The sequence below is a fragment of the Colwellia sp. SU-HH01217 genome, from assembly GCF_057543495.1.
In genome coordinates this window covers 1-25,595 of the sequence record NZ_BAAJLX010000005.1, presented here as the reverse complement: position 1 = coordinate 25,595, position 25,595 = coordinate 1, and the positions used below count along the sequence as shown (strand labels likewise).

General features: G+C 37.0%; 19 protein-coding genes and 2 tRNA genes. 11 read left to right on the top strand and 10 right to left on the bottom strand.

Going from position 1 to position 25,595, the window contains the following annotated elements:
• Nucleotides 1–6 precede the first annotated feature (6 nt).
• A complete protein-coding gene (locus AC27G3_RS07975; RefSeq protein ID WP_487120450.1) occupies nucleotides 7–2,796 on the bottom strand; it encodes a TonB-dependent receptor in 2,790 nt (929 codons plus the stop codon).
• Between the two features lie 318 nt (nucleotides 2,797–3,114).
• Between AC27G3_RS07975 and melR the strand changes: the two genes are divergently transcribed.
• From melR to AC27G3_RS07940, 7 genes are all read left to right on the top strand, one after another.
• On the top strand, nucleotides 3,115–4,032 hold the full coding sequence (melR, locus tag AC27G3_RS07970; RefSeq protein ID WP_487120449.1) for a transcriptional regulator MelR: 918 nt from the start codon (nucleotides 3,115–3,117) through the stop codon (nucleotides 4,030–4,032).
• Between the two features lie 235 nt (nucleotides 4,033–4,267).
• Complete coding sequence (locus AC27G3_RS07965) at nucleotides 4,268–6,334, top strand: hypothetical protein (RefSeq protein WP_487120448.1); 2,067 nt, start codon at nucleotides 4,268–4,270, stop codon at nucleotides 6,332–6,334.
• A 93-nt stretch (nucleotides 6,335–6,427) separates the two neighbouring features.
• On the top strand, nucleotides 6,428–8,431 hold the full coding sequence (locus AC27G3_RS07960) for a glycoside hydrolase family 97 protein (RefSeq protein WP_487120446.1): 2,004 nt from the start codon (nucleotides 6,428–6,430) through the stop codon (nucleotides 8,429–8,431).
• A 37-nt stretch (nucleotides 8,432–8,468) separates the two neighbouring features.
• Nucleotides 8,469–9,941, top strand: a complete 1,473-nt coding sequence (locus AC27G3_RS07955; RefSeq protein WP_487120444.1) for a Na+/H+ antiporter NhaC family protein — start codon at nucleotides 8,469–8,471, stop codon at nucleotides 9,939–9,941.
• A gap of 3 nt (nucleotides 9,942–9,944) precedes the next feature.
• Nucleotides 9,945–11,135: a trans-sulfuration enzyme family protein gene (locus AC27G3_RS07950; protein ID WP_487120442.1), complete on the top strand. Its 1,191-nt coding sequence runs from the start codon at nucleotides 9,945–9,947 to the stop codon at nucleotides 11,133–11,135.
• Between the two features lie 157 nt (nucleotides 11,136–11,292).
• Nucleotides 11,293–12,192, top strand: a complete 900-nt coding sequence (locus AC27G3_RS07945) for a DMT family transporter (RefSeq protein WP_487120441.1) — start codon at nucleotides 11,293–11,295, stop codon at nucleotides 12,190–12,192.
• Nucleotides 12,193–12,275: 83 nt separating this feature from the next.
• Nucleotides 12,276–12,767 (top strand): FKBP-type peptidyl-prolyl cis-trans isomerase, encoded by a 492-nt coding sequence (locus AC27G3_RS07940; protein WP_487120440.1) that lies wholly within the window; start codon nucleotides 12,276–12,278, stop codon nucleotides 12,765–12,767.
• A 123-nt stretch (nucleotides 12,768–12,890) separates the two neighbouring features.
• On the opposite strand, the gene tsaA is transcribed toward AC27G3_RS07940, so the two are convergent.
• The 8 genes from tsaA to metG all read right to left on the bottom strand — a co-directional run bounded on the left by tsaA (nucleotide 12,891) and on the right by metG (nucleotide 22,161).
• Complete coding sequence (gene tsaA / locus AC27G3_RS07935) at nucleotides 12,891–13,643, bottom strand: tRNA (N6-threonylcarbamoyladenosine(37)-N6)-methyltransferase TrmO (RefSeq protein WP_487120439.1); 753 nt, start codon at nucleotides 13,641–13,643, stop codon at nucleotides 12,891–12,893.
• Nucleotides 13,643–14,083, bottom strand: a complete 441-nt coding sequence (gene rcsF, locus AC27G3_RS07930; RefSeq protein ID WP_487120438.1) for an Rcs stress response system protein RcsF — start codon at nucleotides 14,081–14,083, stop codon at nucleotides 13,643–13,645. The genes tsaA and rcsF overlap by 1 nt, the downstream gene beginning before the upstream one ends.
• Before the next feature lie 128 nt (nucleotides 14,084–14,211).
• Complete coding sequence (locus AC27G3_RS07925; RefSeq protein ID WP_487120437.1) at nucleotides 14,212–14,967, bottom strand: SDR family NAD(P)-dependent oxidoreductase; 756 nt, start codon at nucleotides 14,965–14,967, stop codon at nucleotides 14,212–14,214.
• A gap of 79 nt (nucleotides 14,968–15,046) precedes the next feature.
• Complete coding sequence (locus AC27G3_RS07920) at nucleotides 15,047–16,831, bottom strand: MFS transporter (protein ID WP_487120436.1); 1,785 nt, start codon at nucleotides 16,829–16,831, stop codon at nucleotides 15,047–15,049.
• 214 nt (nucleotides 16,832–17,045) lie between these two features.
• A complete protein-coding gene (locus tag AC27G3_RS07915; protein WP_487120434.1) occupies nucleotides 17,046–17,882 on the bottom strand; it encodes a DUF4339 domain-containing protein in 837 nt (278 codons plus the stop codon).
• Between the two features lie 80 nt (nucleotides 17,883–17,962).
• Complete coding sequence (locus AC27G3_RS07910; protein ID WP_487120432.1) at nucleotides 17,963–18,391, bottom strand: GYF domain-containing protein; 429 nt, start codon at nucleotides 18,389–18,391, stop codon at nucleotides 17,963–17,965.
• 473 nt (nucleotides 18,392–18,864) lie between these two features.
• Nucleotides 18,865–19,845 (bottom strand): oxygen-dependent tRNA uridine(34) hydroxylase TrhO, encoded by a 981-nt coding sequence (trhO, locus tag AC27G3_RS07905; RefSeq protein WP_487120431.1) that lies wholly within the window; start codon nucleotides 19,843–19,845, stop codon nucleotides 18,865–18,867.
• A gap of 195 nt (nucleotides 19,846–20,040) precedes the next feature.
• The gene (gene metG, locus AC27G3_RS07900; RefSeq protein WP_487120429.1) at nucleotides 20,041–22,161 is read right to left on the bottom strand and encodes a methionine--tRNA ligase; all 2,121 of its coding nucleotides are present in this window, start codon (nucleotides 22,159–22,161) and stop codon (nucleotides 20,041–20,043) included.
• Between the two features lie 91 nt (nucleotides 22,162–22,252).
• Here metG and apbC point away from each other — a divergent pair, with 91 nt between their 5' ends.
• Nucleotides 22,253–23,422, top strand: coding sequence for an iron-sulfur cluster carrier protein ApbC (apbC, locus tag AC27G3_RS07895; RefSeq protein ID WP_487120427.1), 1,170 nt, complete (start codon nucleotides 22,253–22,255; stop codon nucleotides 23,420–23,422).
• Between the two features lie 21 nt (nucleotides 23,423–23,443).
• Complete coding sequence (gene dcd / locus AC27G3_RS07890; RefSeq protein ID WP_487120425.1) at nucleotides 23,444–24,037, top strand: dCTP deaminase; 594 nt, start codon at nucleotides 23,444–23,446, stop codon at nucleotides 24,035–24,037.
• Nucleotides 24,038–24,073: 36 nt separating this feature from the next.
• Here the strand turns inward: dcd and AC27G3_RS07885 are convergent, their stop codons facing one another.
• Entirely contained in the window at nucleotides 24,074–25,072 is a 999-nt protein-coding gene (locus AC27G3_RS07885) for a gluconeogenesis factor YvcK family protein (protein WP_487120423.1), read from the bottom strand.
• Between the two features lie 218 nt (nucleotides 25,073–25,290).
• Between AC27G3_RS07885 and AC27G3_RS07880 the strand changes: the two genes are divergently transcribed.
• Both AC27G3_RS07880 and AC27G3_RS07875 read left to right on the top strand, forming a co-directional pair.
• Nucleotides 25,291–25,366, top strand: a tRNA-Ala gene (locus tag AC27G3_RS07880).
• Nucleotides 25,367–25,476: 110 nt separating this feature from the next.
• Nucleotides 25,477–25,552, top strand: a tRNA-Glu gene (locus tag AC27G3_RS07875).
• Nucleotides 25,553–25,595: the final 43 nt, after the last annotated feature.

The following is a 25,595-nucleotide window of genomic DNA, read 5'->3' as shown; positions in this document are numbered from 1 at the left end:
ATTGAGTTAAAACTTCAATCTTACCCCAACGCGGTAGCTGCTTCCCCAACTCGAAATGTAATCTATAAAGCCTTTATCATTATCAATGTATTGTTTAAAGTCAGGATCTAACAGATTGTTCGCGTCAAAAGTCACAGTGACATTGTCATTAATTGCATAACTGGCACTTAAATCTAATGCGCCCCATTCATCTACTTCTAATGTTTCAACTGCCGCTTCGCCCCAACTTGGCATTAATGGGCTCCACACTGTGCCTAAACTGTATTGAGAGCGATAGTTATAGGCAAGATTAACCATTAAGCCATTTTGTTCGTAAAAGCCAACAACATTGTATTGATTCTTTGATAAGCCTTTAAAGGGTAATTCATTACCGTCATCATCATATTGTCCAGAGGTACTATTGTTAAAGGTATAGTTAGCTGATACCCCAAAACCAGCCAGTGAAGCAGGTAAAAAGTCATCAAAGGTTTGTAACCAGTTAACCTCGTAACCACGAATTAATGAGGCGTTATCATTATCGTTAAACGGGCTGGTAACCTCAAAAGGCTTTCCTGCAATCGTTTCTTGATGAGGCTCATAGACCACAAAACCGTGTAACTTTTTATAGAAAGTGGCAAAGTTCAGGTTACCCGTATCACTATAATACCATTCAATTGCGGTATCGAATTGGTCTGCATAATAAGGCTCTAAGCTAGGATCGTTTTCATACATAGAGTTTTGTAAGGTCGTCTCATTTTGCGAAATTGACGTTACAGGAGATAGGTTAGTCAATGGCGGGCGAGACATGGCTTGAGAAAGTGCGATGCGAAACACGACTTCGTCTGTGACTGAAAGTTTAAAGTTCATGCTTGGCAACACTTTATCGTAACTGCCATCAAACGCCACATAACCCGTTTGTTTGTGGCTATCAGTTATTTTACCATTAGCATCAAATGCTATATTGGCTGGATTTTGCGAGTAGCCCCATGATTCTACATTGGTATTAATATAACGAATACCTAAATCAAGCATATAAGGCATATTTAACAGTTCATCTTCAATAATCATTTCAGCGTAGGCATGAATGGTTTCTTCTTTTACGCCATAGGTATTGCCACCTTCTAAAGATGGGCGAGGCACTAGGTATTCTTCAAATGCCGCGTTATCTAATGAGCGATAGTAATCAAATAGACCATTAACATTGATACCCGCCCAGCCATCAGGTAAATTGGCACCAGAATTTCCCATAAAATGATCAAATGAACTTGGATTTAAAGCCGATGTGGGTAATGGACCCCACATTGTATTGCCGTTAATAACAATTTGTTCGCTTGCTGGTGCATTAATAATGCTCATATCGTCAGACGTATAAGCACTGGCATTTTTTTGATTCCAAAAAGTTTTGCCTTTATCTTGCATGTTATAACCTGCACCAAACAATACTTGCGTGATCAAGCCATTGTTAGGCTCATACTCGCCATCGAAAACAAAACGTGCTGTTTTATCTTTTACTTTGTCGCCCTGTAATCGAGCGTACCAAGCACCGTAGTCAATGTTTTCATCTAGTACCGTATCGCCAAAAGTAATGTCTGGAACATCATGACCGTTATCCCAATTCATGGTTAAAGTATCTATAGCAGTACGAACTACTATCCAACTTTCTTCTGCTGATGCATCTTCAGCTTCGGAATATGAAGCATCAAGATTAAAGTTAAAGTTATCAAAGATATAATTAACATTTAAACCCAGCTGAAATGCATCACTTTTGCGAGGATGTTGCTCTTCTAGTAATTCAGCAATAACAGGGGAGTTCATATTACCAGGCTCACCAATAGTAATACTGTCGCCACGACCATCATCACCGTAGGTAATCTCTTGAATATTATCTAAATTAGTCCCTTCAAACAGTGCTAATGAGACCATATTCCCTGTAGAAACGATTTCATACTTGGTATAAAGTGCGTCCAAGTTAATATCTAAATTATCAGTAGGCCGCCATTGCAGCGCTAATGTACCGCCTGTACGTTCACGATCATCGGTACTTACCGTTATATTAGGCCAATTTGGAAATCGAACAGTTTCATCGGTATAACCTTGGTTGGGCAATAATGTATTCATTTCCCATTGACCCCATCCCCATTGAGCTGAGTGGCTATCAAAGCGAGTTTTTGATTCTGTATGATTCATTGAAAACAATACGCCGAATGATTCATCATCAGACGCTTCACTGATTAAAAACGAGGCTTGAGGACTAGTTTCTTCTGAACGCTCGTTATAATACCCTTCTAACGTACCAGCAATCATGCTACCGACATTTAAAGGTTTCAGCGTGTCTATATTAATAATTGCGCCAATACCTCCCTCAGGCAGTTTAGCTTGTTGTGTTTTGTTAATTTGAACACCACCAATAAGTTCAGACGCTATCAAATCATAATTAAAATCTCGACCGACAGTTTCTGAAGCAATTTTACGACCATTTAAAGTGGTAACATTATAATCTCCCGTTAAACCACGCACGGTAACGCTTTGGCCCTCGCCATGCACGCGAGAAACGCTAATACCTGGAATACGCTGTAGTGCTTCAGCAACATTTGAATCCGGGAATTTTCCAATATCTTCTGCAACAAGTGCATCGACTACATTGGTTGAGAGTTTTTTTATCTCTTGTGCTTCTTTCAAACTGCTTAATAAACCTCTAACTTCAATGACTTCTATGTCACTTTCTTCTTTATTAAGAGTACTTTCTTGAGCGGAAACTGCTGACAAGGAGGTTGCTAAGATAGTACTTATGGTTAGTGCTATATGTTTGATCTTCATAAATTTCTCCGACCTATATTTTAATTATTATCATGTTGTGATTTGTCGTAATTTGGATTTCAACAAAGCTGCCTATTAAAACGACATGACAATATATAGCGGCATGAACAGGTCAAATACTTCCTATAAAACTTTCTGTTATTACTAAAAACTATTATTTTGATGCGAGTTTATTAAGATAATCACCTTTTAAAGGGGATATTTAAGCGTATTGAAAAACCGTAAAGTATTCCCGTTTACTCACATTCGTTTGTTTTATTCCTGATTGTCAGGTATTTTTTCCTAATTCGTAATATGAGTAATTACTAAGGGGATGAAATGTTTGATTGGATCAATAGAATTAGTTTTGATGAAAGCAGTCCTTTAGAAATACAAGGGCATGAAAATAAATTTGGTTTTCAAACCCATCAGCCAGAAGTGATGGAGTCGAGTCATTGGCATGGACATATTGAAATTAACTACTTATTTAATTGTTCTGCGGACTACTTGATTAACGGTAAAAAGATTTGTGTGCCTGAGGGAAGAATGATTTTGTTTTGGGCATCTATTCCTCATCAAATGATTGCAACCGAAGGTGACGGTTATATGGTAAATATTTATATTCCACTGCAAGCATTTTTAAGTTGGAAGTTTCCTAATACATTTATCGACCATATTTTACATGGTGAAGTGCTCATTGCTGATAGCCTTCATCCTACTGATCAGCCTTTAACTTTAATGTGGGAAGAAAATTTAGAAAAAAGACAAAGCGCGTTAATGCTACAAGTAATTGATGAAATTAGAAACCGTATTCGGAGAATGTCATTAGAGCCATACAGCACGTTTAATTTATCGAGTAGTGAAAGAAAACCTGATCAAAAGGCGCTTATTTCTGGTTTGCCCCATATATATACTATTCTTCGGTTTATTGCTGATAATTACGATCAAAAAATTACCATTGATGATGTCGCTAAATACACAGGGTTACACCCTAATTATGCAATGAAAATATTTAATCAAGTGATGAAAATATCAATAAAACAATACATTAATAAACTCAGGTTGCAACATGCTCAAGCGTTATTAATAGACACCAATAATGCGGTGTTAAATATCGCATTAGAAGCAGGATTTGGTTCTATTAGCCGTTTTTATGACATTTTTCATCGCGAATTTAACATGACACCATTACAGTTTCGCCAAGACGCTTTTAATTCGCTTACCAATAAAAATATTAACGAAGTTAATCTTGCTTAATAACACTTTGCTTCGTGAATTTTACTTTCTCTAGTTTTAATCGTTTATTAAAGTTAACTTTTTGCTTTATAAAGAAAAGATCCAAATTTTAGTTTTGGTTTATTTTGTAGGAAGTGTGGTTAATGAGAAGTTTTAGTTGAATTTCGATAAGTTATTTATCCTTTTTGGTGTTTCAATAATACTAAATATGCACTCATGCTTGGGTGCCAACAGTTAATTATCGGAGGCAATTATTTTGCTTAAGTTTATTTCTACGCTTATTTTACTACCTAGTCTTGTTACCTGTGTTGCTGCGTGCAACAGTATTGAAGAATCAAAAGTGACTAAGCAATCTAAAGGTTTTAGCCAGCCAGAAAGCCCCATTAATGATTTAGCCAATACACTAAAAGATCGATGGACATTAACGCAACAGGGTATCGAGTGGCAGGTTACCGATAGCCATGAAGACCATATTGAAATGAGTGGCGAGCAAATTTCCGCTATTATTTATTATGGAAGTGATCAACAAGGCAATTTATCTTTAAACCGTAAACTTGTTTGGCCAATGCTCAGAACGATACCTAACGATACACATGCTAGCTTAATACACGATTTTCCACTTTCAATTTCACCGAAAATAACAGTGAATGGTCAACTAGCAACGCAAGAGCAATTAAAGCAAGTGCGTATTGACGGCATACTGTCTTTAACTAGCTTATTGGATAATGGTGTCACACTTACTCGCACTTTATCTCCAAGCACAACAGCTGCGGTAATGGTAGAACAGTTACACTTTACCAATAACAGTAACAATGCGGTAACCCTTTCTACCGATGCACTAAATTATCAAGTAAAAACGGCTGAAGACAAAGGTGTTTATGGTGTATATAGCATTAAGGCGCAAAGTAATAACTCTGGCGAAATTAATTTAGCACAAGGTGAGTCAGTTGATGTTTTTGTCAATTACAGCGCAACTAAACACGGTCAAAGTAGTGTATTTAATAGCGCAATTGAAATTGAAAAGCGTCGCTCGTACGTGGCCAGTTTAAAAAATGATCTGCAACTGGTCACCCCTGATCCTATTTTAAATAAAATGTTCGATTTTGCTAAATTACGCGCTGCAGAAAGTATCTTTCGAACTAAAGGCGGTTTAATGCATGCACCAGGCGGCGGGCGTTATTACGCGGCTATTTGGGCAAATGATCAAGCAGAATACATTAATCCTTTCTTTCCTTTTTTAGGTAATCAAACAGGTAACGAATCGGCAATCAATAGCTTCCGCCACTTTGCTCGCTTTATCAACGATGAAGGTAAGCATATTCCTTCTTCAATTATTGCTGAGGGTGATGATATTTGGGATGGCGCAGGAGATCGTGGTGATTGTGCGATGATTGCCTATGGAGCGAGTCGTTATGCATTAGCCATGGCAGATAAACCACAAGCTACTGAATTATTATCCTTGATTGATTGGTGTATTGATTATAGCTATAACAAAATGAGTGTAGAAGGCGTTATTGCATCTGACAGTGATGAATTAGAAGGGCGCTTTCCTGCTGGCGATATTAATTTAAGTACTAATATGCTTACCTATGGTGCATTAATATCGGCAAATCATTTAAACAGTGAATTAGGTCGCAATACGATTGCTCAAGATTACCAAGAAAAAGCTAAAGCGTTAAGAGTAGCTATAGAAAACTATTTTGGCGCCAATGTTCAAGGTTTTGATACTTATCAGTATTATCAAGGTAATGATAAATTACGCGCTTGGATTGCATTACCCTTAACTTTTGGGCTTTTTGAACGTAAAGAAGCAACCCTAAACGCACTCTTGTCTGAACATCTATGGAGCGCTGATGGTATTTATAGTGAAGCCGGTAATAAAACTTTTTGGGATAGAGCTACTTTATATGCATTTAGAGGCATATTTACTGCTCAAGAAACCGATACGGCAATGCGCTACTTTAAATATTACTCGCGTAAAAGATTATTAGGGGAGCATGTCCCATATGCGGTAGAAGCTTGGCCAGAAGGTAATCAACGTCACTTGTCAGCAGAAAGCGCATTATATGCTCGTACAGTTACTGAAGGCTTATTTGGTATTGAACCAACAGGGTTTAATCGCTTTAATGTCGCCCCTTATCTTCCGAGTGAATGGAACACTATGTGTTTAAATCATATACGTGCCTTTGATAATAACTTTAACTTATGTGTTACTCGACAAGCGTCAAACTTTGAAATAACAGTAAGCGATAATAAAGGTGAAATACAGAAAATTAACTGGGATGGAAATGCACCTGTTAGTGTCAGTTTCTCGTCTGATTAATTAGTCTGTCCTTTAAAGTAGTGAGCAGAATAATTTTGTATTTTCTGCTCTAAAATTTCACCCTTACTTGCTTATTATAGAGAATATTTCATCATGAATTCTACGAGTAAACGCCTTACCGGATTTACACTTTTTCTGTGTAATTTTATCATTGTTACCTGTTATGCTGAGCAATATCATCTTAATTCTCCGGATGGAAAGTTGGCATTAACTATTCAAAGCAAGACTCCGTTAAATAAGAGCCTAACTTATACATTAAAAGTGTTGGAAAGTACTGTCATATCAAAGGCCGAGGCTAACTTAACTATTAATGGAATAACAGGTTCACAACAAATAATCAACGTAACGCGTAACAGCGTTAATCGCGTGTTACAGCCACATGTTAAACAAAAATCTAAAGAAGTAGCTGAACATTATAATGAAATTGTATTGGCATTTGATAATCAGCAAAGCTTAACCTTTCGTATGTTTGATCAAGGGATGGCGTATCGATTTAGTACTCAAAAAAGTGGTGAGTTAACAATAAATGCAGAGTTAGCAAATTTTAATTTTGATGATAATTATCAAGTATTATTTCCTGAAGAAACAAGCTTTATTTCACACAACGAACGTTTATATTTACCTAAAACTTTAGCAGATATATCTAGGGATAACTTTGGTAGTTTACCGCTGTTAGTGGGTGTAGATAATGCTAACGAAAAAAGCATCAAAGTGGTGATAACAGAGTCAGGTTTACGTGATTACCCTGGGATGTGGCTACAGGGAAGTGCAAAAAACTCGTTAACAGCTATCTTTCCTAAAAAAGTGCTAAAAAGTGAGCTGAAAAAACAGTCAGACAGAAATGAAAATATTACTGAACGTGCTAATTATTTAGCAAAAATAGAAGTCACTAGCCAACAAGCTGAAAGAAACTTTCCATGGCGCATTATTGCTATCGGCAAAACAGATGCTGAGCTATTAACTAATCAACTGACTTATTTATTAGCGGATGAGTTAGCAATAGCTGATCCTTCTTGGATAAAGCCAGGTAAAGTCGCGTGGGATTGGTGGAATGCCAATAATATTCATGGTGTTGACTTTAGTTCGGGAATAAATACCCAAACGTATAAATATTATATTGATTTTGCTGCACAATATGGACTTGAATATATTGTGATGGATGAAGGTTGGTATCATTTAGGTAATGTGTTAGATGTTGTACCAGAGATAGATGTACAAACAATAATTGCTTATGGAAAATCAAAAAATGTTGATGTTATTCTCTGGGTTATTTGGGAAAGTTTAGAGCAACAATTAGAATTAGCGCTAAAAACCTACGAGCAGTGGGGCGCGGCTGGCATTAAAGTGGATTTTATGCAACGCGATGATCAAGCCATGGTTAATTATTATTGGAAAGTTGCCAAACAAGCGGCCAAACATCATTTACTGGTAAATTTTCATGGTTCCTATAAGCCGGCAGGTTTGCGCAGAGCATACCCAAATGTTATCACCAGAGAGGGTGTAAGAGGCTTAGAGCACAACAAATGGGCTGATTACATTACCGCTGAGCATAATCTTACTTTGCCCTTTATACGTATGTTAGCAGGTCCTATGGATTATACGCCTGGTGCAATGGTCAATGCACAAGCTAAAAACTTTAGTATTGTCTTTGACAGACCTATGAGTAAAACCACTAGAGCGCATCAAGTGGCTATGTATGTTGTTTTTGAAAGTCCATTACAAATGCTTGCCGATAGTCCTTCTAATTACTTAAAAGAGCATCAAACAACGCAATTTATTAGTAAAATTCCAACGGTGTGGGATGAAACTCGCATAATATCAGCTAAGCTCAGTGATCATATCATTACCGCGAGACGCTCAGGCGACGAATGGTTTATTGGCGCGATGGGAAATAGTAACGCTTGCGAGTTCACCATCGATTTATCATTTTTACCCGTTGGTGATTATCAACTTGAAAGCTTTGCTGATGGAGTTAATGCTGGAAAATATGCCAGCGATTATCAAATAAAGCAGCAAGTTGTTAATCGTTTAACTCAAGTTAACATTAAACTTTCGCCAAGTGGTGGTTGGGCGGCAAGGTTGTCTCAGGTTCAATAAAAATAATATGAAACTCCTAATGCAAAAGAGATGTTAAATGGAAAAAATGAATCAACCCACATTAATGCAGGCATTATTTGCTGTTGGCAGCTTACTTATACTGGTGGTTTATGGATTGATGCTACGCCCGTTACTGTTTGGTCAGGCTGCATTTCCTCTTGAAATCGTTTTTATAGCAGCGGCGGTTATTGCTATATCGCAATTGTTCTATTTAGGCTTTAGTTGGTTGAGTATCCAACAAGCGATCACCAATAAATTAAGCCAAGCGTTGCCGACGATTCTTCTCCTTTTCGCTATAGGGTTATTAATTGGCAGTTGGCTAATTTCGGGCACAATCCCCATGTTGGTTTATTATGCGTTAAAAATAGTGTCGCCCGATCATATTTATATTATTGCCTTTATCGTACCTATTTTCTTTTCTCTGTGTACAGGAACTTCGTGGGGGTCAATTGCCACTATTGGTTTGGTATTAATTACGGTTGCTCATGTGATTGATGCTAATTTAGGTATTGTAACGGGCGCTATTGTTGGTGGTGCTTATTTTGGCGATAAAATGTCTCCGTTATCTGATACCACTAATATTGCCGCAATGGCGGCGAAAGTTGAGCTTTATCAACATATTAAATCAATGCAGTACACGACAATACCTTCAGCTCTGTTAGCGGCTATTTGTTTTGTTTTACTCGACTATATTTATCCTGCACAACTCGATTTAGCTTCTTCAGCTGTAAATGATATTGCGCTGTTTGAACAGACACTTTTGGCTATCGACTCATTATTTAAATTTAATTTTTTACTATTATTACCGCCATTCATTATTTTATATGGCTCCATTAAACAACAGCCGCCATTACCCATTTTAATGCTCTCTTCTTTGGTGGCTTGTTTATTGGCGCTTATATTTCAGTCAATAGAAGTGGATGATGTTGTGCAAACGCTTTATAAAGGCTTTGATATTTCGATGGTTAATGCTTCGGTGGTAAATAGCGAAGGATCGTTAATTGTTTTACCTGAAATTATAAATACCTTATTTAATAGAGGCGGTCTTTATGCACTGAATGAACCGATTATTATTACTATTTTAGTGTTTATTTATGTCGGCGCACTAGATTGTATCGCAGCAATGCCAACGTTAGTGAATCAATTGTTAAAGGGGATTAAACGTAAATCATCACTTATTTGTACGACATTATTTTCCTCTGCAATGACAAATGCAATGACATCAAGCCAATACGCCAATAGCTTTATTGTGGGTGAAGCATTTGGAGATAAATATGATCAACTGGATGTTTCTCGAAAAGTACTATCACGCTCTCTTGAAGATACAGGGACCATGATAGAAAGCCTAGTACCATGGAGCACTACAGCAGTCTTTATTTACGCATCACTTGGCGTAGCAATAGAAGATTATTGGCACTGGCAGTTATTATCATTAATTAATATTCCCATTGCATTTGGTTGTGCAATGATGGGAATTGGTTGTTTTTACACAAAGAAAATAGAGAATTAAGTTATGGAAAATAAACATCAGTTAGCCACATCAATGGTACATGATAAAGATCAATACCAAGATCAGTTTGGCGCCGTTGTACCGCCGCTCTATCAAAATTCGCTTTTTACATTTTCTAGCTGGGAAGCGATAGAAAAGGCATTTGAAGATAAAATTAACAACTCAATTTATAGCCGAGGAAATAACCCTACAGTGGCATTTGTAGAACAAAAAATAGCCACTTTAGCAGGAGGGGAGAAAAGTAAATTATTCGCCTCCGGCATGGCTGCAGTGTCTGCGGCAATGCTACATTTTTTATCTGCTGGCGATCATGTTATAACGTTAAAAAATATTTATGGGCCTTCTATCAGCCTTATCAATGACTTTTTAATCCCCAAAATGAATGTTCAAGTGAGTTATGTATCAGGTACCAATATCGATGAAATAATTGCTGAGATTAAACCGAATACCCAATTAATATATTTAGAAAGTCCATCTTCAGTTGTCTTTAGCTTGCAGGATTTAGCCCAAATAGCTGCCATCGCGAAGCGACACAATATTGCAACAGCTATTGATAATACTTGGGCTACTCCTTTGTTTCAGAAACCGTTATCGTTAGGTATCGATCTTGAAATACATTCTTGTTCAAAGTACTTAGGTGGGCATAGCGATATTATTTCAGGGGTATTAATTGGTAAACAATCGTTGATAGACGCAATTCATGTACGAGAATATGAGCTTTTAGGTGCTAAGATGGCACCAGCTGAAGCATTACTGCTCTTACGTAGTCTTCGAACACTAGATTTACGTATGGCTCGACATCAGCAAAGTGCTATTAAAATAGCTGAATTCTTAGTTGAACATCCTCAAATCGCACATATTAATTACCCAGGCCTTTCAGATTTTCCTCAAGCACCGCTTGCCCAAAAGCAAATGTCAGGTTTTAGTGGTTTAATGAGCTTTCGTTTAAAGTCAGACAATCTCGATAAAATAAAAATATTTTTTAACCAGCTTAAGTTGTTTCAAATTGGAGTAAGTTGGGGAGGCCACGAAAGCTTGGTTTACGCACCAGCAATTAGTTGTTTACAGGAACAAAGTCCTGAACAATTTCAAAAAATGGGAATATCTCTCTCTGATATGCGCATTTCTGTAGGGCTTGAAAATGTAGATGATTTGATTATGGATTTATCGAATGCATTATCATTTATCGAATAGTTTGCTGCTAATTTATTTAAATGTTGATGTTAAATTAAAATACTATTGTAAAGATTCAGCATATAAATGCCGACTTTGAAAGTTATCTGCCAATAATAGCTATGCGTAGGTATAATGCCCGCAATTACCTATTGGATAGTAGAAGGACGTTTCTTCCGTGGAAATTTGGATTTATTTCACTCTTTTAGCGGCAACGATGCAGGCTGTTAGAACCGCAGGTCAAAAGCAGTTATCTCAGCATTTAAATGCAATGGCAACAACAGGCGTACGCTACTTTTATGCGCTGCCTTTTGCTTGGCTTTATTTATTGTGGTTAGTTGATTTTCGTGACGTTGAGGTGCCTAAATTAACGTCTAGTTTTATTCAATATGCGGTTATTGCGTGTTTTGCACAAATTATTGGTACTGCATGTTTGGTGGCTGCATTTAGGTATCGTAATTTTGCTGTTGCGACTAGCTTGGCGAAAACAGAAGCAATTCAAGTTGCTATATTTGGAGCTTTATTATTTTCAGCGCCTTTGACCGGCATGGGGTGGTTTAGTGTCATTATTGGTGTTGTAGGCGTTTTTATTGTGTCAAAAGTGAAGTTTAACTTGAAAACCATATTGAATGACTCAAGCTCAATTACAGGGATTGGCTTTGGTTTAGCTTCGGGTTTAGGCTTAGCTATCACGACGTTATTAATTCGTGAGTCGAGTTTAGCATTGAATAGCGATTTGATGGTCAGTGCCGCGGTGACATTAGTCTTTATGATCACACTGCAATCGCTCATTTCTTTTATCTGGATTTTTCTTCAAGACAAATCACAATTAGCTAAAATGATAACTCATTGGCGACTCTGTGTATTTGTAGGGGTTACCAGCGTACTTGGCTCTATCGGATGGTTTACAGGTGCGAGTTATCAAAATGCAGCTTATGTTAAAGCGTTAGGGCAGGTAGAGTTTTTTATTACATTAATACTGACTTACCGCATTTTTAAAGAAAAGATTAGCTTAATTGAATACTTTGGTATGTTTTTAATTATTGCAAGCGTTGTTATTTTACTCGTTTGGGCATAAAGCCATTGTTTACTCATAGGCGAGAATAAAAGTATTTGGTACACTGCACGCAATTACTTAAATTTATTTTCAAAGGATAAACCATGAAAATTACCGATAAAACGGTTGTTCAATTTCATTACACTTTAAAAGATGAAGCTGGAGAAGTGCTTGAATCATCATTTGGTGGCGATCCACTCGCTTACTTGCACGGCCAAAAGAATATGTTAGTTGGCGTAGAAAAAGCGCTTACAGATAAAGAGGCAGGTGAAAAATTTAGTGTAACTCTTCAGCCAGAAGAAGCTTACGGTGAATACCAAGAAGGTGCTGTTCAACGCATACCTGCTAAACATTTACAGGACGGTGCTGGCACAACTAAGTGGAAAGCAGGCATGATCGCTGTTGTTCAAACAGAACAAGGACAACGCCAAGTGACTGTACTTAAATCTGGTAAATTTATGGTCACGGTTGATATGAATTCACCACTTGCTGGAAAAGTACTCACCTTTGATATTGAAGTCGTTGATGTTAGAGCTGCTACTGATGAGGAAGTCGAACATGGACATGCTCATGGTGTTGGTGGTCATCAACACTAAGATATTTATCGATTGTTTGACTTAAAAGGCTAACAAAGTGGTTAGCCTTTTTTATGCCTAAAACTCTAAGCAATCTTTGATTTTAAATATTTGTTGAGTGAAGGACTAGTCTTATATAGGTTATTATTTGTACTGCTCAATAGTTAATACTTCAATAGTTGCTAGCGACGTCATTTTCCATTGGATATTAAAGTGATACAAGTTCATGCCATATATTTTATTATCTGCGCTATTTTGTTTGTAAGCCGGGCGAGGATCTTGTTCAAGAACTTGGGTAATAAGTTGTTTTAATTCAGGAAAATCACTTTTATAGTGCTGTAAATTAATGTCAACACTAGCACTGAAAGTCACCGCTATAGTTGCTAATGGTTGATTTTGTGCAAAACCTGCTTGAGCATCTGCTATATTATCGCAATAAGGGATATACGGTTTAATATCAACAATTGGTGTGTTGTTAAGTAGGTCTAACCCAGAAATATCAATAATAGTCTGTTGTTGGCCATGATTGGACTTTTCTTGTCGTATACCCTCAAGTTTTACCACTGACAATCCAATAGGGTTAGGTCTAAACGTTGAGCGAGTTGCTAAAACACCTAATTTTTTATTGCCGCCTAGGCGTGGCGGCCTAACAAGAGGGTTCCATGGTTTATCTTGAGTACCATGAAAAATAAAAACCAGCCATAGGTGACTAAATTGCTCTAACCCCCTAACTGCATCAATATTATTGGCTTCTGATAGTAAGAGGATTTTCCCCTTTGCCGCCGTTACGATGCCAGGTTGACGTGGAATTGCAAATTTCTCTTGGTAAGGGGAAACAATTTTTCCGATCGGCGTTAAAGTGATATTGGCAAGTGAGAGCTCAGAAATATTGTCCATTACAAGCTAACGTTTACTTCAGAGTTGTCTACCAGATAAGCTTTTCCATAACAGACTATTGTTGATAAACATTGTTGATTTTCTGGGTTGGGAATAACATTATTAGCATCAATCACTGCACAACCTGTGAATATGATTGCATTGGCTTTTTTCTCATATGCTTGTCGGCGAGCATTTGTTCTTGCGTTTATTTCATCAGGCTCAGCATGGTGAGCTTTTAATTGGCAGTCTTCACCTTCAACTAAACCGATAAATTTATAATAGGATATAAAATCTTGTTCACTTTGATAAATAGTGACTTGAGCGGGAGAAAAATATTTCTTAAAATTATCACTATCGACATTGGTCGATACAGTGTAATTAGTACTACAGCTCATCATTAAAAATGAAGTAATTATAAGAGTTACGAGCGATAGCTTTCTATTTTTATGTTTCATCATTTTTGAATATCAAACTTTGTTGTTGCCACTATATGAATTTGGCACCATTAATAACCAGTGATTATAACATGATAGAACTTTAGAAGAAGAAAGTTAGTTCAATAAGATTTTACTAGAAAAAGTGAATTTTAGCCTAACAGTAAGCCACCATCGATTTGAATTGATTGACCGGTGATGTACTTGGATTTATCGCTTAATAAAAATTCAGCTAAGTTTGCGACATCTTCAGGTAAGCCAAGTTGACCACAAGGAATACGTGCGAGTATTTTATCTAATGAAGCTTGAGTTAATGGTTGATGGTCAGGAGAATTCTTTTTTATATAACCGGGGGCAATAATGTTTGCATTAATATTTTTTGAAGCATATTGTGCAGCATAGGATTTAATTAAAGCTTCGAGTCCCGATTTTGCCATGGCAGAAGCGGGAACCACACTTTCACCCACTTTATATTTATGTGCTAAAAAGGAGCTAACCGCTACTACTTTACCTGTTTTACTATTAAGTAATAATGGTGTGCATTGTGTTAATAACGAAAAAGTTGCTTCAATAATAATGGCATAAGATTTATGAAGGCCATGTGAGTCGAGCGCTTCAAAATCACGCCAGTCGGGGTAACCGGCATTGCAAATAAGACCATCAAGGTGGTTACAACGCTCTTTTAAGGTGCCAACTAACTGCGCTATTGTCGATTTTTGTGTTAAATCGCCGTATTGACAAATAACATCAGCGCCTAAAGTTTGGCATTCATAAGCGACATTTCCTAATCCTGCTTTATTTTGTTTAGTATGAATAATTAATAACGTGTTTTTTTGAGCGAGCTTCATCGCTATTGCAGCACCAATGCCGCTACCTGCGCCGGTAATTAAATAAACTGTTTTTGACATTTTTAACCCTTGTTAAAAGTAAAAATCGCCAATAGTGATAAATTATTGGCGATAAAAATTAAGTTACCTGTGCGAAAAATTATTTATGTTGTGACTCTAATTTATCAGCCGCAAAGCGATTAAATAAATATAATGCCAGTGCCGTAGTTAAGGAAATTGCCGCACATAACATCCAGAAAGTAGAAGGGCTATTACTTTGTACCGCCCATGCATTGTAACCTTTACCAGACAAATCACCAGCAAACAAAAAACCGATTGCAGATGAAGTGAATAAGTAGCCTTGGTACATTGCTGCTTTTTCTTTTGGCATTACGCTGGCAATATATTCTTGTTGCTTAGGTGAAGTCATCATTTCGCCAATTGAGAATATTAATAATCCCAAAACAGCGACAGCACCACCTAAAATTGCTCCACTTGTACCAGAAGCTAATACTAAATAACTGGCCATTAACATAAGTGTGCCAGCAATTAATACATGAAAAGTTTTAAATTTTGCAGAAATAGCACTGACTAATACTTGCAGTAAAACGATTGAACCAAAATTAACAGCCGCAATGTATTCAGGCTTAAATTGGCGATAGTTAGTCGCCCATTCTTTCGCAAGTGTTGTCGCATCAGTAGTTGAAATAGCCGAGTTTTGTAATAGTGATTGAATTTGATCGAGTGGAATGCGAACGTTGTAATTATTAAGTTCTAAATAAGCTAATCTTATAGCATCTGTTTGGTTTAAGTCGAACTTACTTGCTAAATCAAGAATTGCTTTTGCGAGTTGATCAACATTAACAAATGAAACTGCTTCACCTAAACTTGGGTGGATTGCGTAAAAGAGATGCACTAAGTCACTACTATCGACATAATCACGAATGAATAAAGGCAAAGTGATAAAAATTTGCATATATACCATCCAAAAACCACTGAGTATTAAAATAAGCACTATAAATGGTTTATTACCTAGCTTAATTTTACTCGCATACCAGTGTTGACTGTCTTTTTTAGCGACAATATTCCACACAAGATTGATAGCAGCCCAAGCAATGATAAAGTTAATCGCAGTATCAAAAGTGATTAGCTCTGTTCCTGGCAACATATAGGCGATTAAAATAGGAAGTATTGTTAATGCTAAACGTCCATTGCCGAGGACTTCTTGCATTTCAAGTAAGGTCTGTTTAAAGCTTGTACCTGTTGAATTTTCTCGATCGGCCTGTGTTGGGTCTTTATAAAAAAAGGTCACAGGAATAAAATTAATAGCAATCCATACTGCTGCCATCACAAACACCATATCCCAGCTAATGTCGCGCATATAACCAGCAACGATAGGGCCTAAGAAACCGCCAACATTAACCATCATATAAAATATGCCGAAGCCTAAACTGCGATTACTGTCATCGGTTGAGCGACTCACAGTACCAGTAATGAGTGGTTTGAATATACCTGCCCCTATGGCAACCCCCATAAAGGCAACAAAAAAAGTACCATAACTACTGACTTGACCAAGCATATAATAAGAAGGTGTCATAATGGCGAAGGCTAGCATCATCATTTTACGGTAACCGTATCGATCGCCTAGCGCCCCTGTGATTGCAGGTAATAAATATATAAAGAAGGGTACAATGCCTTGTAAAGCTCCGCGCTGAGTATCACTAAAACCCATACCGCCTTGAATAGTTGGACTGGTCATATATAAAGACGAAACAGTGAAAAAGCCATACCAGGCAAGCCGTTCAAATATTTCCATGGTGTTTGCGACAAAAAATGAAGCGGGGAAAGGTGAACGTTTTGTTTTTTTACTTGTTACTTCATTCGGCTCTTTGTTCGTGATCCTTTCAGAAGAGGGCATTTCTGAAAGTGGTGATGTTTCGGACATTACATATAGCTCCAGTATTATGTTTTTATTCATCGTGGAATAAGTTTTATCAGGTACACAATATACAGGTATTGTATATTGTGTACAGAGTAATTGATAAAAACAAACTAAAAAAATACATTAACTACAATTTACAGATAAAAAAAAGCCCAATGTTTTAATTAAAACATTGGGCTATATTTACTTAGCGAGAGAAGATAAGTATTTAATTTACTTATCTACGTCTTCTACGACGTCTCATTCTGCTGGCTTTATTTTCTTCTTCAGAAGCCTCATCTAAAGCATCATCACCATTAACTGCTTCAGTCGCAACTAAATCAGCTAGTGCGTCATCTAAATCATCACCTGATTTATTGCTTTTTGCTGTTGATTCGTTAAATACAGACTTTAATCGACTTCCAAAACCTTTACCATCGTTCATCGATTCTGTTGAGGTCTGTTGCTTGGATTCACCAATGTTTTTATCGGCAGTCGAAGCAAGCTTGATTTTATTTTCTACGCTACTCTCAGTATTTTTACCTTTACTACTGCTCTTTTTTACTGGTACAGCACTCTCAGACGACTTTTCAGCAACTCTAGAGTCAAAATCTGTAACAATTTCATCAATTTCATTATTGGCAATATCTGTTACTTTCTTAAGTTCAGTTAATGTTTTCTGTAAACCGCTATAATGCTGTTCAATACTGTTAATATTTTCTTTAACTTCATCACTTAAGTTTTGCGTGATTCTTTTATAAATTTTGATTTCTTGTTCAAGTTCATACATAGAAGTTGACGAGTTATCAATTTTCTCATCAATTATGTCTATTTTATCGTGTAAACTTTGCTTTTTGTCGACGAATTCTTGAATAAGTTCTGGCGGTATTTGTGCAGGTGGCACCGGTGTTGGAACAACATCATCAAATTCAGCAATACAACTAACAGGACGCCATTGGTTAAACGAAGGGTGCCAGCCATAAAAGTCAGGATCTTTAGTTAAAAATTTTAAAGACTCATCTAAAGTCAATGGACCGCTTATTTTACCATTTTTAGAAAAATACCATTTTTTCATAATCATCATTCTTATTTGTTAGTTAAATACTTTATTCATTACATTAAAAAGTAATGAAATTAACTTTTACCTAATCTACTTTAGTCAGTTTCTTTAAAACCGGAAAGATTTTTTTGTAGTGCCGCAAACTGTTGCTCAATCGCACGAATCGTATTTCTTACTTCTTCGTTGAGTTTTTTGGTCATCATTTTGTATTTATCAATATCGTCATCTAACTCAGAAATTGAGCCAGTAGTGACTTTTAGCGTGTTGTCGATTCGCCCTAAGGTTTTACTTAGTTCACGCTCTTTGGAGATAAAACCTTCAATGAGTTCTTTCGGTACTTCATTAGGAGGCTTAGGATAAGGAACAGAAACATCGAATTCATCAACAGCACTAACAGGCATCCATTGAGCATAAGAGGGGTGCCATGCATAAACGTCAGGGTTTTTAGCGATAAAATCATTAGATTTCTCTAAACCTAAAGGTCCGCTAATTTCGCCGTCTTTGGAAAAAAACCATTCTTTCATAATAGTAATTCTTATCTTGTTGTGACTTAAAAAATGTAAAATTCGGTGATTCAATTAACTATATTTATAAATTATTCAAATATTTGCAAGTGAATCATTACATTAGTTAAATTTTTCCAGTGATAATTCTTTATTAATTGTTCAAAAAGCTATCCCTGTAAAATTTACTAACACTACATTAACTTATTATAGACTCTTCATCTACTATTCTTCGTTAAAAGTTAGCAGATAATTTTAACGAAATGAAAATATCTCAAATTTTAATCGGCTTTTCTACTCTTTATTGTTAACTTTTATAGCAACAACGCTAAAAGAAGTTACTCATACTTAAATCATTGTGATTTAGTAACGAGGCGTAGAAAATCAGTTTAAATGTAAATATTTTGTTAAATATACGCTATTTGTTAATGTTAATAAAGTAAAATTTATTAATTTATACAGTATACAATACATCTTTGGTTGCAACTATAGGTTTAGCTTTTTTTTTGTTGGCTTAATATTTTAGATTGCTTGAGTTCTTTTTGTTTTTTCAGGGTAATCGCTGCATCACTACCTATATGTGCATGGCCTCGCTGACTTGCTAGGGTCATTTGCTTTTCACGTTCAGCGTAGCGGGCTCGTTGCTCGTCGGTAACAGTATTAATGCAATGATGACAGCTGATGCCTTTTTGGTACTCGTCTTTAGCTTTATCTTCTTCAGTTATTGGCATACGGCATGCGTGGCACTGATCGTATTGCCCTTTATTGAGCTGATGATCAACAGCAACTCTGTCATCAAAAACAAAACATTCACCTTGCCACATGGTTTCTTCTTGAGGAACTTCTTCAAGATATTTTAAAATACCCCCTTCAAGATGATAAACTTCTTCAAAACCTTGTTCTTTCATATACGCGGTTGATTTTTCGCAGCGGATCCCACCAGTACAATACATAGCAACTTTTTTATGCTTTTGTGGATCTAAGTTTTCAGCCACGTATTGAGGAAATTCACGAAATGTTTTGGTATTTGGATCTAAGGCGTTTTCAAAAGTGCCAATTTCTATTTCATAATCATTACGTGTATCAACTACTAGTACCTCTGGGTCTGAAATTAAGGCATTCCAATCTTTTGGCTTTACATAGGTACCCACGACTTGTAGTGGGTCGATACCTTCAACGCCCATCGTTACAATTTCTTTTTTTAGTTTTACTTTACTGCGCTTAAATGGAGGCGTTTGGGTATAAGAGTTTTTAAAAGAGAGTTGACTCAATCGTTCATCACTTTTTAGCCAGTTAAGAACTGTATTAACTCCAGCTTCTGAACCAGCAATGGTGCCGTTAATCCCTTCTAAGGCGAGTAATAAAGTTCCACGTACTTCATTATCTTCCATTGTTTTAAGTAAAGGTTTTTGTAATTGCTCAAAGTTTTCAAGGCGAACAAATTTATACAGTGCAGTTACTACATAAGTAGACATTGATTTTTCCTCAGCTAATTGGAACGTAAATCCAGTGCTTGTTAGTTAGTGTTTAATTGAGTGGCTTAAGTTTAACGCTATATTCCACTCGTTATTTTAGTGATTATACATAAGGGGGCAACTTAGTTAACCTATACAAGGTAGCTATAAACTTATTAGTAACTAAATTATATAGGTAACGAAGTGAATCTAGTATTACTTAACGCGCATTCCAGGTTTAGCCCCATCATCTGGGTTTAACACCCATAAATCGCTACCGCCTGGTCCTGCGGCTAATACCATACCTTCTGACATACCAAAACGCATTTTTCTTGGGGCTAAGTTGGCGACCATAACAGTATGCTTACCAATTAAATCTTCAGGTTGATAGGCAGACTTAATGCCTGCAAATACTTGCCTTGTTTCACCGTTTTCTTCATTTGAATCGAGTGCGAGTGTTAGCTTTAATAGTTTATCCGCTTTTTCAACGTGTTCAGCGTTTACAATTTTAACAATACGTAAGTCAACTTTAGCAAAATCATCAAATTGAATTTCGTCACTAATTGGATCGCTTGCTAAGGGATCAGCTAACGCAGCCGTATTATGCGTTGGCTTTGTTGCAACTTTCTTTTTGTCCTTTTTACTCGATACTTCTTTTGTCGTTAAATTTTCTTTTGAAGCATCAACCATTGCATTGATTTTATCCATATCGACACGTTGCATTAACGCTTTAAATTTATTGATTTTATGATCTGTTAATAAGGTTTTGTGTCCATCCCAAACTAATTCATCATTTAAAAAAGTTGCTGTGCTATCGGCTAATACAGGTAGAACAGGTTTTAAATAAATCATTAAGGTGCGGAACATGTTAATTCCTAAAGAGCAAATATCTTGAACTTCTTGCTGTTTAGTTTCATCTTTAACTAGCTGCCAAGGTTCTTTTACAGCTATGTATTCATTTACCTTATCAGCAAGCGCCATAATTTCTCGCATTGCACGACCAAAGTCACGTGCTTCATAGTGGGCTGCAATTGAATCACCGGCATTCATCACTTCATCAGCAAGCGCTTGATCATCAATATTTGTTGATAGCATACCGTCAAAGCGTTTGGTAATGAAACTGGCACAACGTGAAGCGATGTTCACTACTTTACCAACTAAATCAGAATTAACTCTTTGTGCAAAGTCTTCAAGGTTAAGATCTAAATCATCAATACGGTGCGTTAATTTTGCTGCATAGTAGTAGCGTAAGTATTCAGGGTTTAAATGTTCTAAATAAGTGCGGCCTTTGATAAAGGTACCTTTAGATTTTGACATCTTAGCGCCATTTACGGTTACAAAACCGTGGGCATAAACAGAGGTTGGTTTACGATAACCTGCGCCTTCGAGCATTGCAGGCCAAAATAAACTATGGAAATAAATAATGTCTTTACCAATAAAGTGATAAAGCTCTGCATCAGAATTTTCATTCCAAAAACTGTCAAAATCTATGTGATCGTTATTATCACATAAATGCTTGAAGCTTCCCATGTAGCCAATTGGAGCATCTAACCATACATAGAAAAATTTACCGGGTGCGTTGGGTATTTCAAAACCGAAATAAGGGGCATCTCGGCTAATATCCCATTGCTTGAGTCCTTGTTCGAACCATTCTGCTAATTTGTTTGCCATTTCTTCTTGCAATGCGCCACTACGGGTCCAGTTTTTCAACATGCTTTCAAAAGCAGGTAAGTCGAAGAAGTAATGTTCAGAATCTTTTAATATCGGAGTAGCGCCAGAAACGACAGAGCGTGGATTTAAAACCTCTGTAGGGGAGTAGGTAGCACCACAGTCGTCACAACTATCGCCGTTTTGATCTTCACTTTTACATTTAGGGCAAGTGCCTTTAACAAAACGGTCGGGTAAAAACATTCCTTTTTCTGGATCATAAAGCTGAGAAATAACGCGGGTTTTTATATGGCCGTTAGCATGAAGGCGATTATAGATTTCTTCTGCAAATGCCTTGTTTTCGTCACTATGAGTTGAGTGGTAATTGTCAAAGCTGATATGAAAATCTGAAAAGTCAGCCATATGCTCTTCACGCACTCCAGCAATCATTTCTTCTGGAGTAATACCAAGCTCTTGTGCTTTAAGCATGATTGGTGTGCCGTGAGCATCATCAGCACAAACAAAATAAGTTTCATGACCACGCATACGTTGAAATCGCACCCAAATGTCTGTTTGGATATGTTCTAACATATGACCTAAATGAATCGAGCCATTGGCATAGGGTAGTGCGCAAGTCACTAAGATTTTGCGTTTTTTATTTGCTTTAATTGACGAGTTTTCTGATGACATGGATATTAACAGTTTTTTTGGTGGTAATAATGAGGCGAATAGTACAGAATTTAACACCTATTTTCATTAATAATTTGCCTTCTTTATTCAAATGTTTAAAAAATTATTTTCTCGTATCAACTCAAATACGACTTCTCGTGGAGATAACGAATCTTCTTCATCCACTCAACTTGACAATATTTCCCAAGAAGAGACAAAAAATCTTATAGAAAAAACGCTGGTTGATCATCAATCTACTACTTTTCCAAATGGACTATTTGCCGTTTGCGGTCATCTTGATATTCAAATCACCAATAAAAATATCGTGATTAAGATGACAATGCCTTTTCCTTGCCAAGGAGAGCTGCAATCTATTGCAGATAGCTTGACTCGTGTTTTAACAAAGTCGGTTACCTTTAAGACTCAATTACAAGTGGCTCCTGTTAGGCATCATGCCATTAGTGGAGTTAAAAATATAATTGCTGTTTCATCAGGTAAAGGAGGGGTTGGTAAATCAACCACAGCGGTGAATCTTGCGTATGCTTTGATTGCAGAGGGCGCTAAAGTTGGCATTTTAGATGCCGATATTTATGGGCCGTCAATTCCAACAATGCTTGGCATAAAAGGTGATAAACCCTCTTCAGCTGACGGTAAGTCAATGACCCCATTAGTTGCACACCAACTTCATGCGATGTCGATAGGTTTTTTAGTACCAGAAGATGATGCCACAGTATGGCGTGGGCCTATGGCAAGTTCAGCTTTTGGGCAGTTATTAAATGAAACCGCGTGGCCAGAGCTTGATTATTTATTAATTGATATGCCTCCCGGTACTGGAGATATTCAGTTAACTTTAGCGCAGAAAGTACCAGTAGCTGCTGCCGTAGTAATAACAACGCCCCAAGATATTGCTTTAGCGGACGCTGTAAAAGGGATTGCCATGTTTGATAAAGTACAAGTACCAGTGCTTGGGGTGATAGAAAACATGAGCTATCATCAATGTGAAAAGTGTGGGCATCACTCTTCTTTATTTGGAGAAGGTGGTGGCGTTGGTATTGCAACGGCCCATCAAACACAGTTATTAGGGCAACTTCCCTTAAATATTACTATTCGAGAAGATGCTGATAATGGAAATTCATCAATAATTAAAAATAGCGCTAGTGAAATTGCCTTGTTGTACCGTAATATAGCGCGAAATGTTGCAGCGCAGTTATTTTTGCAACTGGATAATCGTAGTCCGCAAACAGCTGAGGTTTGTGAAAAAAACGACCCAACTAACAATTAACAATAATAGTGAAAAATAATTATGAGATTATCTGATCAAGATATAGAAAAATCTTTAGCAGAAGGGCAAATTACTATTGAACCTGCTCCCGAACAATCAATGATTTCAGGTGTGAGTGTTGATATACGGTTAGGCAATGAATTTCGTGTTTTTCAAGACCATACCGCTCCCTATATAGATTTAAGTGGACCTAAATCTGAAATGCAAGAAGCAATGAATGCAGTAATGAGTGATGAAATATATATTCAAGACGGAGATGCATTTTTTCTTCACCCTGGAGAGCTTGCACTTGCTGTAACTTATGAGTCGGTAACTTTACCCGATAATATTGTTGGTTGGCTTGACGGAAGATCTTCATTGGCTCGATTAGGTTTAATGGTACATGTGACCGCGCATCGAATTGACCCAGGATGGTCGGGACAAATTGTTTTAGAGTTCTACAACAGTGGTAAATTACCGCTGGCATTACGCCCTAAAATGAAAATTGCAGCCTTAAATTTTGAAACGATGTCAAGTTCTGCATTGCGTCCATATAACATGCGAGTAGATGCTAAGTATAAAGGCCAGAAAGGGGCGGTTGCTAGCAGGATTAGTGAAGATAAAGCCAATAAATAATGATATAACTAGCAGGGATAAACAGCCCTGCCAAAGTTAACCTGTCGCTTTATTTGAGTTTATATGCGCTAACTCATTAATGCATAATTCAAGTGCGTTAATGAGTTTATCTTCATCATGATGGTGCGATACCTTAGCATTTGCCAGTTCATGGTGAATAACCTTTACCTGATTTGAAGTTATTGTTTTATTTTGAGTAATAACGCTATCAATGGGCACACTACCAATATTATTTTTAATCCAGATGAGCTTTTCGTCAATTGATAACTGAGCCGCGGGACTTTGCTCATCAACCAAATTATCTAAAAAGACACAATGCCCTTTACGGCTGTTTAATGCGTTAGAAATATCACGTACTAACAGCGGAGGGATTATGCTTGTTAGGAAGCTTCCAGGCCCCAAAATAATTAAATCTGCTTCAGCGATAGCTTCTATACAATGAGGTAAGGATTTGACGAGTGGAGCCAACATTAACTTTTCAGGCATTACAGGCATATCATCGACAGAAAGTTCCCCAATGCGGCAACGGCGATCAGGGTAAAATGCCATTAAATCTGTTGGCGTTTCAGACATAGGTAATACGGAGGTTTTCACTTTAAGAAGTCGGCTAATTAATTTAATCGAATCTAGTGGGCGTGATTGTATTTGGCCTAAACCATAAAGGATCAAGTTACCTAAATTATGCCCGCCTAATTCGTCTTGTCCGTCAAACCGAAAATTAAATAACTGACTCCCTATTGAATCATTATCTACCAATTGAGTTAAACAATTTCTTAAGTCACCCCATGCAATAGAGCTACTTCGTTTTCTTAAGCGTCCTGTCGAACCGCCATTATCTGTTGTACTTACAATACCCGTTAGTTGGGGTCCTAAAAAGGATAGTGTTGAGAGAACGCGACCTAAGCCATGTCCGCCACCAATTGCTACTACGTTTAGCTTTTTAAGCTGCATGTGATTATTAACTAAGGAATGATAGGTAAACTGTACCTGTAATTTATCTAAAGATAAAGAAACAATAGGTAAGGGGGCGCTCATTACCATTGAGGTTGTTCATTTTAATGCAAAATTTAAGCAACTTGTTGGTTATGTGAGCACTTAGCACGTTTCTTCGAAAAAATTATAATATTAGTTAAAATAAGGGTTGACACAAACAGGGGGGCTGCTTAGAATGCGCCTCGTTTTCAACAAGTGTTAAACACTTTTGAAGACAGGTTGATTTAAGGTATTAGGCCATCTTAAATTAATGAGTATGTGGGGCTATAGCTCAGCTGGGAGAGCGCTTCGCTGGCAGCGAAGAGGTCTGCGGTTCGATCCCGCATAGCTCCACCAAAAAATTTAGTTATTGGTTTATAAAACGTTATGTTAAATAAACGAATAATAGATAGTTTAAAGTTGGAATTGAGTTTGTTTTTCAAGCTTGTTCATTAAACAATTTTAGTGTCCCTATCGTCTAGAGGCCTAGGACACCGCCCTTTCACGGCGGTAACAGGGGTTCGAATCCCCTTAGGGATGCCATTTATTTTTGTCAGGATTATTTCTGGTAAATAAAGTAAGAAAG